Genomic DNA, 14,303 nt, shown 5'->3' with positions numbered 1-14,303 from the left:
TGTTTAAAATCGTTCGTATTTTTGGAGGAACTTTAATGTTTAAATTGAAAGAGAACAACACGAATGTAAAAACAGAAATGATGGCTGGTATTACGACGTTTTTCACTATGGTCTATATCGTTGTCGTCAACCCGATCATCCTGGCTGATGCCGGTGTCCCTTTTGACCAGGTTTTTACAGCGACAATCATTGCTGCTGTAATCGGTACATTATGGATGGCCTTGTTTGCTAATTATCCGATAGCCATTGCACCCGGAATGGGGCTGAATGCTTACTTTGCTTATTCAGTTGTCGGCAATCATCAGAACATAACGTATGAAACAGCATTCGCCGCCGTATTCATCGCGGGTTTAATATTTGTTATCCTTTCCCTGACTCCGTTCCGTGAAAAATTGATTGAAGCTATTCCAGTTAATTTAAAGCATGGAATCACCGCCGGAATTGGTCTTTTCATTGCGTTTATCGGTTTGCGCTTAACAGGAATCATAACTGATCATCCAACGAACCTTGTTGGGCTCGGCAACCTGCACTCACCTTCTGCATTGCTTGCTTTGACAGGTCTTGCAATTACACTTGTGCTTTTAATGCTGAAAGTAAATGGTGCATTGTTCTTCGGAATGGTCATTACCGGGTTCATTGCCTTTTTTACCGGCCAATTGGATTTTAAAGAAGGTTTCATGTCTATGCCTTCACTTCCAGAAGGCATGATTGTCCTCAACCCTTGGACAGCATTGATGGATGTCGTTCAAAACAGTTTATATGCTGTTGTCTTTTCTTTCATTCTTGTTACGATATTTGATACAACTGGTACGATGATCGGTGTGGCTCACCAGGCTGGACTAATGAAGGGCGATAAGATGCCCAGGGCACGAGAAGCCTTGCTTTCTGATTCAATTGCCACTGCTGCTGGCGCAATGTTCGGTACAAGTCCGACGACGGCTTACATCGAATCGTCTTCTGGAGTTGCAGCTGGCGGACGTACAGGTCTTACCTCACTTACTGTAGCGGTTCTTTTCATTGTTGCAGCATTCTTTGGTCCACTTGTCGGAGCTGTTTCCGGATTAGCAGCGATTACCGCACCAGCACTGATCATAGTCGGCAGCTTGATGATGGGGAGCATATCAAAAATCAGCTGGGACGAACTTGACGAAGCATTCCCAGCATTCCTGATTATTTTGAGCATGCCGTTAACGTCAAGCATCGCGACTGGAATAGCACTTGGCTTCATATCATATCCTTTGCTGAAAGTAGTTAAAGGAAGATGGCGCGATGTCCATCCATTACTTTATATTTTCGCGGTGCTGTTCTTCTATCAGCTTGCATTCCTGCCGCATTAATTGAGAACCCGCATAATTGCGGGTTTTTTTATGTCCAAATATGAAAGCAGTATAATTTTGAATCCGGACACTAGGGTTCTTTTTACATGGAATGTTCTAATGCTTGTCTTTTTTCATAAAAATAATGAGAGAAGGACAAGGTTGGTGATCATTATGTTAGGTAAGGTTCTCGCTGTTTTGATAGGCAGTTTGTTATTGGGCATTGGAGTCAACGGATTTTTAGTCCCCCATCATTTGCTCGATGGCGGAATGATTGGGCTCGGTTTGATCATGCACTATTTTTATGGCTGGCCGACTGGTTTGACCATTATCTTCTTAAGCATCCCTCTCTATATTTTAGCGTGGTTTCTTGAGCGTAAATACTTTTTCCACAGCCTTCACGGCTTGATGGTTTCAAGCTTATTCATTGATTTGTTCGCACCTGCAGAAAAAGGACTCGATCTTGGCATCTTGCCAAGCGCGATATTAGGCGGCATACTCGTCGGCTGCGGAATCGGCTTGATGCTCCGCCATGAAACAAGCACCGGCGGAACCGATTTGCTTGCACAGCTCATTAATAAATTCATGTCAGTAAATGTTGGCATCCTGATATTTGTGATCGATGGCCTTGTGATCATTTCAGGATTGAAAGTCATTGGCATGGAGAAGTTCGCTTACTCCCTATTGACAATTACATGCGTCGGCTTGATGACTTCTTTATGCGTGATTAAACGGGAGCAGATTATTTAGTGGGCTTATTGTAGAGGATTTAATTTTAATGCACTCGCTTTTTATCTATACAATTATTAAAAGCCAGCCAAATTCTCTTGGCTGGCTTTCTTCTTTGCTTCTATTTTTTAAGCTTCTGCTTCTATTTTCGCATTCATGTCAGTATAGACGGCAGGATCAATTTCCTTAGTAATCCGGCTGGTAAGAATCCCGGAAGTCATCGATCCGCTGACGTTAACTGCAGTGCGGCCCATGTCAATCAGTGGTTCGATTGAGATCAGCAATCCTGCAAGAGCTATTGGAAGATTTAATGCTGATAGGACGAGCAATGCCGCAAAGGTTGCTCCGCCTCCTACCCCAGCGACTCCAAATGAGCTGATTGCTACAATTGCAATTACAGTTGCAATGAATGAAGGACTAAGTGGATCTATACCGACTGTCGGTGCAATCATGACTGCAAGCATCGCCGGATAAATTCCGGCACAGCCGTTTTGGCCGATTGACAATCCGAATGATCCAGCAAAGTTCGCTATGCCTTCTGGTACGCCTAGAGAACGTTGAGTTTTGATGTTCAGCGGCAATGCTCCTGCGCTTGTTCTGGATGTAAAGGCGAATGCAAGTACAGGGAATGCCTTTTTAACATACGTTACCGGATTCAGCCCGGCAATCGTCAACAACAGCAAGTGAATGATGAACATAATTGCTAGTGCTACATATGAAGCAGCGACGAATTTCCCGAGTTTTAGAATCGCATCGAAATCACTTAAAGCGACCGTCTTAGTCATGATCGCAAGGACGCCATATGGTGTCAGGCGCAGGATCAGAGTTACAACTCTCATAATGATTGCGTAGAAAGCATCGACGATTTTAGCAAAAAGCTCTGCCTGGTCAGGTGATTTCCTTCTTACTCCAAGATAAGCGATTCCTAAAAATGCCGCGAAGATTACGACGGAAATTGTAGAAGTCGGGCGTGCACCAGTGAAATCAAGGAATGGATTTGCTGGCAGCAAGTCTAGGATTTGCTGCGGCATAGTGCGCCCTTCTATTCCTCCATATGTCTGCTCGAGCTGCTCAGCACGTGCCTGTTCAGCATCGCCCTGTGTGATTTGCACAGCTTCCAGGTCAAATCCAACGGCAGTTGCAATGCCGACTGCTGCAGCAACAGCTGTTGTACCAACAAGCAATCCAAGGATCAGGGTGCTGATTTTACCGATATTATTGGTCAGCTTTAATTTTGTAAAAGCAGCCAGTATAGATATGAATACAAGCGGCATGACGACCATTTGCAGGAATTTTACATATCCGCTTCCCAGGAGGCTGAACCAGTCAGCACTCTTTGAGATGACTTCAGATCCAGCTCCGTAAACTAGTTGTAAAGCAAAGCCGAAAACAATACCGATTCCAAGTGCAAGGAATACACGTTTAGAAAAGGATATATGCTTCTTTTGCATGTAAAAAAGTCCGGCTACTAAGCCTAGCATAATAGCAATATTTAAAATAACAAGTCCAGTTGTCACTTGTTTTCCCTCCTAAAATTATCTTTCTGGAAATAATATATTACATGTATTCCAATAAGTCAACTCGGAATTAAAACGGGCTCTCTCCTCCCAAATGGATTTATATATTATAATTTATGTAGAATACAAAAGTTCCATGACATTTAAATATTTGCTGGCATGTACATGCAGGCTGACAAGCAACCATCATAAGCTATAAATCATACGATAATAACAGGGCAAAAAGATGATACGAAAAAGGGGGCCTACCCACATGGCTGCAATTTTCATCCTGGTCACTTTATTATTTTTGATTATTTTTCTTATGATGGGCTTTACATCACGAGCCAAAAAAGCCAGGCATACTTTTCTTTATTTTGCTTTGGCGGCAGTCAGTTTATTAATTTTGATTACCGTAATGTTTTTCAGCGCTGGATTAAGTACCCACGCGGTCACCGCTTTTCATTCAGGAAAACAGACAGCTTCTTCTTTTGGTAGAGTCATACCCGCCAAGCCAAAACCAGTAGAAAAACTCCCAGCATCAGAAGATAAAGAAGCCGAAACACCACCAGAGAATGAGAGCCCTAATGACGGTAAGCCGGATTCCTCCGATAAAGAACCACATCGCGGTAAAATCGAAGTTCCTTCAGATAAAATCGTTGAATATACGGTGGTAAAAGGAGATGGCCTCTGGTCCATTTCAAGTCGTGCGGGAGTTTCTTCAGAGGCTTTGAAACAATGGAACGGCCTTTCATCTGACACAATATATATCGGGCAAATTTTAAAAATCTATGGAAAGGACATTGCCCCTCCCCCTGCATCACCTGTCCAAGATTCACCACCGGCGACAGGCACACCATCGGTTCTTGTATCCCATGGCAGCCAGCAGAAACAGCAAATCGCATTGACATTTGATGCAGGCAGCGATTCAGTTGGGATTTCCATTCTCGATGTCCTGAAAAAACATAATGTAAAAGCGACCTTCTTTTTAACAGGAAAATGGGTAGAAAAGTTCCCTGACTATGCAAAAAGAATCGTGAATGATGGCCACAGTCTTGGTAATCACACTTATTCTCATCCAGACTCATTAGCAGTAAGCAGCCAGGTGTTCAAAGAGGATATCTTGAAAGCAGAACAGGCCATCCTGGCCGCTACCGGCCAATCACCACGCCCATACTTCCGTTTTCCTTATGGTTCATATGATGATAAGGCACTGGAAACCGCGGGGGAAGCTGGCTATAAATATAGCTTTCACTGGACGATAGACACAATTGACTGGAAACAGCCTTCCGCTGAATACATCGTTAACAGAATCATAAATGGCGCAAGCAATGGTGACATCATTCTCATGCATATTGGCGGTATCAATACTCCAGCTGCGATCGATGAGGCCATCCCAATTCTAAAAGCAGATGGATTCGAGCTCGTCACATTGGATGTAATGATGAAATAGCAGGTTCTGTCATCCTCCACCAAGGCGCCCTACTTCCGAATACACATCCTTCAACAAGTCATAAATGAGAGTAAAATCAATGGCTGCTTCCATCTTACGGACTAAATGTTCCTGAGGAACCAGTTGGTCTAAAGCAACCATTTCTAATTGATCTCGTTGGATTGGATTGTTCTTCGAAAGCATCTTTATCACCTCAAGTGTTATATGTATCTATTTCAAATAGACTTATGTTTAGTTCCACGCTAAGTTTAGAAATCCTGTTGATTGGAGTGGAAGGCGCGTAGACTCCTCCGAAAATGCTAACGCATTTCCATCGTGCGTGGGCAGGTTCGAGGAAGCTCAATCAATGTCCTGCGGGATCAGACGGACAGGTGAGACCCCGCAGGCGCCAGCGGCGACGAGGAGGCTCAGCGCCGGCCCCGCGGAAAGCGAAGCGCCTGGAACGGAAATCAACAGCCACATTCCAGCACAAACCCAAAAAAAGACTGTAAACAAACACGATTTTCATCGAGTTTGTCTACAGTCTGAGCCATCATAACGATGGCTTTTACTTTTTAATGCTTTTTACAAGCTTTTCAATTTCACTTCTGTTATTTTCGAAACCAATCAGGACTTTTTTCTGCTTCATGAACACAAGCTTTGCGGTTGTGAAAATAAACGCAGGAACAATGATGGTTCCGCTCAATTCCTTAAGCTGTTTTTCTTTTTCCGGTTCACCCTGTACATTGATTTCCTCATAAAGAACATTATGTTGCGAAAGAAACTCCTTCGCTTCCTGGCAGTCTGTTCACATTGGCCTCGTAAAAAGAGTTAGCGTATTTTTTCCCATGTCTGTGCCTCCTCATTTGTATACTGTTAAAGGTATTATACCTCCACAAAGGACAGACCATCCAGAAATGCGCCTGCGAGCCGCTTAACAATATATTTGAAAGCTTTTGGACAATTCCTCTCGTTCGACTCCATTGGTCCGGCTGAGGCTTTCTAACATATTTGTCTGCTATGAACCAGACCTTATTATTCCCTCATAGCAAGCGATGCTGCCTGCAATGGCAATGATATGATGAATGTGCTCCCTTTCCCATATTGTGACTCTACGCTAATTTCACCGTTGTGTACATTGATAATTTCTTTGACAATGGCAAGGCCTAGTCCTGTGCCGCCAATGGACCTGCGGTCTGAATTATCGACTCGGTAAAACTTTTCAAACACTTTGTCAATCGCTTCAGGCGGGATGCCCAGGCCTTCATCCTTAACTTCGATGTTTACCATTTGATCTTTTTCAAACAGTGAAATCCTGACTTCTCCGCCATCTGGTGAGTATTTTATCGCATTATGGACCAGGTTTGTAAATGCCTGTTCCAATTTTTCTCTGTCTCCGATTATCGTGTTGCTTCCTCCGACAACTTCGAGGATGAGTTTGTGTTTATCGGAATGCACTTTCTGTAATTCAATGACCTTTTGTATGGTAGGCAGCAGCTCAACCTGCTTGCTTTCATAGCATTGATTTCCAGCCTCCATGCGCTGGATATCTAGAAAATCATTGATTAATGCAGTAAGCCGCCCTGCCTCACTATAAATCGTGGATAAATATTTTTTCTGGCGATCTGGCTTCAGTTCTCTTGTCATAATCAGCTCGGTAAAGCCGAGAATGCTCGCAAGCGGCGTCCGCAGTTCATGGCTGACCGTGCTGACGAATTCAGACTTGATCCTGTCCACCTCGAACTCCTTCGTAATATTGCGGTGGACAAAGATCGTGCCAAGCTTCGTGTTGCCATCGTATAGCCCTTCACAGTAAACCTTAAACACCTGTCCACTGCTGCCTTTATAAATATATTGGCGGTCTGAGGAATTGAGGGGTTCAAGGCTGGATATCTCTTCCCTAAGGAAATCAATGAATTCTCCAGGGTTTGAAATATGCCTGGCAAGCAGGCCAGTCCACTCATCCCAAGAACAGCCTCCCATTTGCCGAATCTTGTCTGGACAACCAAACAATTCGCAAAACTTCTTGTTAACTTGAATGATTTCCCCTTCGGCATTAACGAGCTGAACACCTTCCTGGATTGTATTCAGAATATCCTGGTTAAGTCTCCTTGATTCTTCAGATTTCTGGTATAGATTGATTTTATCAAGGGCAATGCCAATATTTTTCGCAAGTGCTTCGTACTCATCCATTTTCTTCGAATCAAAAGGTGAATTCGATCGGCTGAATGCCATGACTGCCACCAATTTTTTTCCTGATAAAAAAATCGGTAGAAACAGATCATATGAAAACAGTTGTTTCGTATGAAACCCTTTCTCATTATCCGCTGCTTCTCGTTTTACCAATAATGGTTTTCGTTCCACCATCAGACTTTCTGTTATGTCGCTGAACCACAAATTACTCCTGAATTGCTTTACCCCATCAGGCGATATTCCGTATGATGCATAGGAATCATCATTGATGAAGGCAATGATGCCTTTTTCAGCACCAATGATCGGGCACATATTCATGACGACACTTTCGAGCACTTCTTGTTTATCCAGCGAATTGGCAATTTTGTTAATAAGTTCATTCCGGCTGTTAAGTTTCTCCTCATTGCCCTTTACAATTTCGAGCGCTTCCTGAAGCTCTAGCTGCTGTGCGTGAAGCTCATCCTGCTGGGCCATCAGTTCTTCATTTTGTGCCAGAAGATCTTGCTCATTTTCCTGGATGCTCGCAACCATTCTATTGAAAGCAACTGAGAGGACACCCAGTTCATCATTGCGCTCGTCATCCACTTCAATGACCGCCTCCTTGCCACTGGCAATTTCATCCGCGGCTGAGGCAAAGCTTGCAAGCGGTTTGGCTATTTCGCTGAACATCATTCTTGTAATCCGGAGCAAAACAATTAAAAAGACAAGAATGAAGGATACAAAAGCAATCTGGACGTAGGTCTGCATTTTAGTCAATTCCTGAAAATTCGCATCAATCTGCTTGTTTAATTCCCTGTTATACCCGTTGATTTCTGTCTTGATGCTGTTGATCCTATATGTCGCGCCACCATTTGCTGTTTCTTTGACAGCTTCTAAGTTGTCATTCTCATAATTCGCAAGAGATTTTGGCAATGTAGAAACGAAATAATAGTCAGTGAAAATTTCAATATGGTTAAGAAATTCCTGATCCTGATAGTCAGAAGCCGTTTCGGCAAACTGCCTGGACAGCTCACGTATTTCAGGTTCCTTTTTAAGGGCCTTTTCTTTTAATTCCTTATTCCCATAAGCGATGTATCCCCGGACATCCATAAAAGCCTGATCGAAGGCTTCACTGATTTCCTGTACAATACGCTCCTTCTTCTCCAGCTCCTCGTTTTTTGAAGTATAGTCCTGATTCAAATCATAAAAGGAATACAACAAGATAGCAGCCAGAAACAGGAATGCTGCGATGAAGAGGCTCATTAAGTAAATGTAGCGCCGTGCAAGGCTGTTTTTATTGAATTTTATTTTTTTCATCAAGTATGTCTCTCACTTTATCCAAAAGTTCCAGCGGGCTGAATGGCTTGGCGATAAAATAATCTGCCCCCGCCCCAATCGCTTTTTCTTGCTCGGACAGCTGGCTCTTAGCCGACAGCATCAAAATCGCAACATTTGTGTTGATGCCCTCCTGGCGCACTTGTTCAATCACTTCTAATCCTGAATAGGCTGGCATCATATAATCGATTATGACTAGATCATATTGCCCTTCCTGTAAAAGTCCTAGCGCCTCAAGGCCATCCACTGCTTCATCAACTTGGCAGTCTTCATCCTCAAGAGTATCAACGATCAGCATCCTTAAAATTTCATCATCCTCTGCCAGCAAAATCCTTTTCACTGGTTTTCCCCCTTGCTCCCGAGATCACAGAAAGTTGCTCTCATTAAAAATCCTGTCAGACTTCATCGCTCGTTAATAATAGTACGGTTTACTCCACTCATACTTATATCGGCCAGAGATTCGAATTTTTCATCAGCAGGATTGAGAGTACCAGATTTTCAATAGGCATTTACCATAGGTTAAAAAAGAGTTTCTTGTTGCTTTTAAAATATAATCATAGACCTTCATAGAGAATTCTCTTCATCATCGGAACGTAGGTTGACCAGTAAAATGAATCATCACCTTCCGTTTTCTTTCTCCATAAAGTTAGTCCGACTGTCTGATATATTCCCGGCACTTCTGCCTCATCAGCATAATCTCCCGCAAAATAATAGGAGGAGTAATGCTTATTCTCGTAGTGAACCACCGCAGGGAACTGAATGGGTATTCCATAACCAGCTAATTTTCCAAATGCCTTCTTACTGACCGGCAATTTGTACTCTGCCAAAACCTCATCGTCATTCAGCGGCTGAATAATATCAAACCAATACCTATATTTTGAACCAAGATTTTCTTTAAAAAAATTATTGCCTTGCTTCGTGAGTACAAAATTAAGTCCTTTGCCTGTAAGCTCCTGCTCACCTAGTACAACAATTTCGTTTTCCACATTAACGAAAACAAAGCCAGCACCTTGAAAATCCCATTTACCCGTTTGAAGGTTGTATTGATCAATAATCCATTCAGGGACTTCTTGTCCATCCATTTCGGAAAAATAACGACCTGTCCAGCCCGTCCAGTGTATATTCAGCAGATTAGTCATCTGCTTACGAACAGCCTTCTCAGTTGGACTGCCAAAAGTGTTGAATTCTGCGATCAATGTTTTTTTTCCATGTACCAGTGCATTCTCGAGCTTATCTACATCTTCCTGCAGAAGCCCGCCATATATTAGTCCGGAATTACTTCCAGCACTATTTCGGATACTGCCGTAAATTTCCTCTTCATACACTCCGTACAAGTCGGCAAGGTATATGACTTTATATTGGTCTAATTTTTCAGGGAGTCTTCCTTCTGAATAAGAATGTGCAGTTTCATGCTTAAAGCCAATGTAATCTTCCTTTGCGGAATACGGCTCACCGTTTCCCTTCGTATATTTCTCGTTATTTAAAACCCATGTAAGTCCCTTGTGTTCCCGATAGCTTTGGTCAGGAACAGTTTTATCGACTATCAATATATCGAGTGTTCGTTCTGGTTTGAACTGCCACAGCCAAAACGGGCTTAAAATGAAGGCAACCACCAAAAATACGAATAGAAGGACGGCCACCTGAGGTTTATTTTCAAAAAATGACTTCATTCGGATACACCTTTTCTTTTCATTTCTCCCCAGCCTGTTTCGCCCCTGAGCATTTGCCAGATGCCCTGACAGCGCCAGAATACAGTAAGCGGCCGGTACCAGATGGTTTCTGTCAGCGAATAGAAGAACAGCTTCAGCAAATCAGAAATTCTGGGGTATTTTCTCAGGCTCCATTCCTCCAGCAAGATTGCAAACGCTGAAAAAAGCGAGCCGTACAAACAAGACAATAAAAATATCAATATCGCAAACTCTAAATAGATTCCACCTGCAAACAGCGAGATCACAATATAAAAATAGCCTGAAAGCTCGACGATTGGTCCTAAGAATTCAACGATCCAAAAGTAAGGAAAGGAGATAAAGCCGATGGGTCCATACTTTGGGTTGAACGTCAGCTTCCGGTGAATCCATAAGCTCTCGAATAATCCCCGATGCCAGCGGCGCCTTTGCCTTCTCAAATACTTCATGCTCTCCGGAACCTCTGTCCAGCACACTGGATCAGGGACATAGACAATCCGTTTTTTCGTCCGGGTTTCTTTTAACAGCCGATGGATGCGGACAACAAGCTCCATGTCTTCACCGACCGTATCCCTTCTGTAGCCGCCTGCCTGAACGACCCATTGCTTGGAAAAAACACCGAAAGCGCCGGAAATGATCAGCAGCAAATTATGTCTGCTCAGACCGATCCGGCCCATTAGAAAGGCCCGTAAATACTCGATAACCTGCATGATGACCAGCGGGTTCTTGGCTAACCCTATTTTCAGTACCTCGCCATTCCTGATTTCACATCCATTCGCGATCCTGATGCTTCCACCTGAAGCAATGACCTCTTCATTTGAATCGATGATTGGCTTCATTACCTTTAAAAATGCATCTCTTTCAAGTACAGAGTCACCATCCAATGAACAAACATAAGGATAATGGGAAAAATTCAGACCGGCATTTAGCGCATCAGCTTTGCCTCCATTATCTTTATCGATCAAAAAAAGTGAAGGGAGCACCTGCGACTGATAGACCTTTTTAATAGGATTCGATTCTACTTGTTTGCGGATCACCTTTTGAATTTCTTTCATATCATAATGTTCAATCAATCTTTCCATCGTTCGATCTGATGAGCCATCATTCACGACAACAATCTCGAATACAGGATAATTGATGCTAAGCAGAGAACGGATGCTATGAACGATTCCTGCCTCCTCATTAAAAGCCGGAACTATGATTGAGACGGGTTTTGTATAGATATCTTCCGTATAGTCGTTGTAGGACTTTTCCCTGTCAAGCTTATATTCTTTTCTTAGCTGGATGACCGAAATCAGCATGACTACCGAATAAAAAGATATGACGATGATCATATAAACCATGATAAACCAGGCGAAAAAGATGCTTATGTCTTGCAGATTCATGACTGATTTACTCCTTTGTTGATCCATTCCCAGGCCATGTCCCTAGCAAAAGTATCACTGGTTTCATCCATTACACCCTGAAGAATATTTTTCCCTTGAGGAAACATCGTGATCGCTTGTCCTGCCTGTGACCGAACCCACCAGGATGGATCCTGTAACAACTTTACAAGGTTCGGCAGTACCGCTTCTGCCTTCATGGCCCCAGCCAATCTGGCAGTCAGCATTCGTTCTTGCCAGTTGCCTGATTCAAATAAAGGCAAATATCGCTCAAGCTTTCGTACATGCCCTATTGACGAGAGTGCTTTTAATGCCCGTACTCTTTCCTCTCCTGAACTAGCTGAAAATACACTCTCAGCAAAGGATAAATACTTCAAATCCTTTTTCATCCCGACAAGGTCCAATATCGCAAACTTTAACTCAAGCGGGCATGAATGATAACCGAGCACGAAAAGATCAAATCCTCCACTATCAAGCCTGGACAGTATATTTCTAAACTCCAGATAGGATAGACCACAGTATTTTACCGTCAATAATTCAAACATCTCCCGAGATTGAAACTGGGATAAAATTGTCAGCGTCCTTAATTTTTCTTCTTTTGTCACTCTTCGTCGCTCTAACATTCTGAACACTTCATCCTTGAGGCCATCCATCCGAAAGGCTTCAATATGGAAGAGAGCATTCATTCTCGTGCTCCATTTGAGGCTGCGCAAATTCTTGCGGTAATGGCTGCCCAGCCGGCTTTCGGCCAGCCTGTTTAAATTCACCTTTTCCTCGGTTCCTTCCAGAAGTTCTGCATAATGACTGAGCAGTTCTTCCATAGCCAGCTTTTTTACTTTTGTATCCGTCTGTAAAGACCGCAAGAAATCACCAGTAAGAATGGAATGAAGCATTTTTTCATTCATTGACCGTTTAAGGCCCTCAACTCTCTTCCGGAGTCTGTTTTCTGCTGCTTTCCTGCCAATTAAATAAAAAAGCATCACAATCAGGATTGCTGACAGCACAGTGAAAGCTGTAACAAGAAATTGGATCTCGTCCCTTATCATTTAAAACATCCTTTGGATCAATCGCTGGATCCTCGCCTGCAGTTCGGTGATGCTGAATGGCTTTGTGACATAATCATCCGCTCCAAGCTTAAGTGCACGGGCAATATCATATTCAGTCTTTCTGCCAGTTAACATCAGCACATGTACTTGCCCCCAATTAACGTTGTTCTTCACCTTGGTGAGTACCTCTATTCCATCCATCACAGGCATTACACCATCCAGGACCAGAAAATGCTTGCCCTTTTGTTCGAGACGCCCAGATCCAAGAAATTTCTCTCCATTTTCATACGATTCAATATCCAGTACTACCTTGCCAGTATCAATGGTTTTCAGAACCCTTACAAGCAAGGTCCGGATAATGGCATCATCATCGATGACCGAAACATTCAGGATATTATTTACAGGCTGAATTGCTTCGTTCGCGCTTTCTACGCGAGCCCGTCCATTTTCCTTTGCTTCATACAGGGCCTGATCTGCCATTTTGAGTATATCAAGGCTGCCTTCCTCAGGTTTGCTGACCATATATATACCTGCGGAAAAGCTGATATTGAATGACTGGTCATGTTCTTGAAAAGCTATCTTTGAAAATTGATCGAGAATCCGGTTGACTACTGCCATAGCTTCTTCATCATTCGTCCTTGGAAACAGGACAACAAACTCTTCTCCTCCATACCTGAAGACGATGTCTGTACTCCTGAGATTTTCTTTTAAGAATGAGGCGAAAATTTCAAGTACCTTGTCGCCTGTCAGATGCCCGTATGTATCGTTGACATTCTTAAAATAATCCAGGTCAAGTAGCGCTACTGAAAACGGAATTTCTGACCGTTCGAAATCTTTCAGATACCGTTCCAGCAAATCAAACAAAAACCGACGGTTGTACACCTGTGTCAATTCATCGATCAGCACTGATTGATCAAAGATTTGTTTTCTTTGTAACTGGCGGTTGATCCTGACTATGAACTCTTCGATATCGATTGGTTTTTCAATGAAATCGTCAGCACCCATTTCATAGGCATTGATTCTTGTCTTGCGGTCATTTTGGATACTGGTGATCACTTTAGGAATGAATTGTTTATGGTTATGCTGCTGTATGTCCTCCAGTAATTGAAATCCGTTTTTCGCTGGCAAATCGACATCTATTACGAGGCAATCAGGCTGGAGATCGTAATATTGAGAAACTGCTTTTTCTGGCTCAGTGTTCGTTATGACCATCCAGCCCTTTTCCTCCAGAGCTTCTTTCAAAAGAATCAGCATCGACACATCGTCATCGATAATTTGCACCAAAGGGATATCCCCACAGCAAGGCTCTTCTTTTTTCAATTCCGTTTCCTTGAAATGCTCATATTCATAGCTTAGACTGATCAGTTCAAACAGGAATTCCCTAAGTTCGAATTCCCTCCATTGGCCCTCCCCGATCGCTTCAAGCTGGGCAAGCAGTTTGGATGATACTAGAAACAAGCCGCCAAGCTGGACTGTTCCAGATGTGCCTTTTATGGAATGTAAAAAGCGGTAAACGTCATCGTATTCGACAAAATCATGTGAATCATCCTCGAACCATTGCGATATTTGCTTTTTAATTTTTTGAAATAATAAATTTTGATATTTTTCTAATGCCACGATTATTTACCCCTCATTAATAAGTTCCACGCAACTATCCACTATGAGTGTAGGCATGGCACGAAAAACTCCAATTGAGCACATCTTAAAAAC

General features: G+C 42.9%; 10 protein-coding genes and 2 pseudogenes. 3 read left to right on the top strand and 9 right to left on the bottom strand.

All coding sequences use genetic code 11. The features are described from left to right. The first annotated feature begins 35 nt into the window (after window positions 1–35). Both M3204_RS00310 and M3204_RS00305 read left to right on the top strand, forming a co-directional pair. Complete coding sequence (locus M3204_RS00310) at window positions 36–1,337, top strand: NCS2 family permease (RefSeq protein ID WP_251476904.1); 1,302 nt, start codon at window positions 36–38, stop codon at window positions 1,335–1,337. Between the two features lie 153 nt (window positions 1,338–1,490). Beyond that, complete coding sequence (locus tag M3204_RS00305) at window positions 1,491–2,066, top strand: YitT family protein (RefSeq protein WP_251478074.1); 576 nt, start codon at window positions 1,491–1,493, stop codon at window positions 2,064–2,066. 107 nt (window positions 2,067–2,173) lie between these two features. On the opposite strand, the gene M3204_RS00300 is transcribed toward M3204_RS00305, so the two are convergent. Further along, complete coding sequence (locus M3204_RS00300) at window positions 2,174–3,526, bottom strand: L-cystine transporter (RefSeq protein ID WP_285856879.1); 1,353 nt, start codon at window positions 3,524–3,526, stop codon at window positions 2,174–2,176. A gap of 289 nt (window positions 3,527–3,815) precedes the next feature. On the opposite strand from M3204_RS00300, the gene M3204_RS00295 reads away from it, so the two are divergent. Further along, window positions 3,816–4,994 carry a polysaccharide deacetylase family protein gene (locus tag M3204_RS00295; RefSeq protein WP_251476898.1) on the top strand — a complete coding sequence of 393 codons (1,179 nt, stop codon included), beginning with the start codon at window positions 3,816–3,818 and terminating at the stop codon, window positions 4,992–4,994. Window positions 4,995–5,030: 36 nt separating this feature from the next. On the opposite strand, the pseudogene M3204_RS00290 reads toward M3204_RS00295, so the two are convergent. The 8 genes and pseudogenes from M3204_RS00290 to M3204_RS00255 all read right to left on the bottom strand — a co-directional run. After that, a pseudogene (locus tag M3204_RS00290) lies at window positions 5,031–5,177 on the bottom strand (IS5/IS1182 family transposase); the annotation flags it as partial. A 364-nt stretch (window positions 5,178–5,541) separates the two neighbouring features. Continuing rightward, window positions 5,542–5,766, bottom strand: a pseudogene (locus M3204_RS23615) (glutaredoxin family protein); the annotation flags it as partial. Between the two features lie 242 nt (window positions 5,767–6,008). Continuing rightward, window positions 6,009–8,462, bottom strand: coding sequence for an ATP-binding protein (locus M3204_RS00280; protein ID WP_251476894.1), 2,454 nt, complete (start codon window positions 8,460–8,462; stop codon window positions 6,009–6,011). Then, the gene (locus M3204_RS00275) at window positions 8,440–8,820 is read right to left on the bottom strand and encodes a response regulator transcription factor (protein WP_251476892.1); all 381 of its coding nucleotides are present in this window, start codon (window positions 8,818–8,820) and stop codon (window positions 8,440–8,442) included. Before M3204_RS00275 ends, M3204_RS00280 begins: the two co-directional genes overlap by 23 nt. 214 nt (window positions 8,821–9,034) lie before the next feature. Beyond that, window positions 9,035–10,150, bottom strand: a complete 1,116-nt coding sequence (locus M3204_RS00270; RefSeq protein WP_251476890.1) for a hypothetical protein — start codon at window positions 10,148–10,150, stop codon at window positions 9,035–9,037. Continuing rightward, a complete protein-coding gene (locus M3204_RS00265) occupies window positions 10,147–11,550 on the bottom strand; it encodes a glycosyltransferase family 2 protein (RefSeq protein WP_251476888.1) in 1,404 nt (467 codons plus the stop codon). The genes M3204_RS00270 and M3204_RS00265 overlap by 4 nt, the downstream gene beginning before the upstream one ends. Then, complete coding sequence (locus M3204_RS00260; RefSeq protein WP_251476886.1) at window positions 11,547–12,593, bottom strand: HEAT repeat domain-containing protein; 1,047 nt, start codon at window positions 12,591–12,593, stop codon at window positions 11,547–11,549. Before M3204_RS00260 ends, M3204_RS00265 begins: the two co-directional genes overlap by 4 nt. After that, window positions 12,594–14,210, bottom strand: a complete 1,617-nt coding sequence (locus tag M3204_RS00255; RefSeq protein ID WP_251476884.1) for a GGDEF domain-containing response regulator — start codon at window positions 14,208–14,210, stop codon at window positions 12,594–12,596. Window positions 14,211–14,303: the final 93 nt, after the last annotated feature.

The organism is Mesobacillus subterraneus, from assembly GCF_023715485.1.
GTDB classification, from domain to species: domain Bacteria; phylum Bacillota; class Bacilli; order Bacillales; family Cytobacillaceae; genus Mesobacillus; species Mesobacillus subterraneus_B.
The sequence above is the reverse complement of the archived record's forward strand: the minus strand, read 5'-3'. Positions and strand labels throughout refer to the sequence as shown.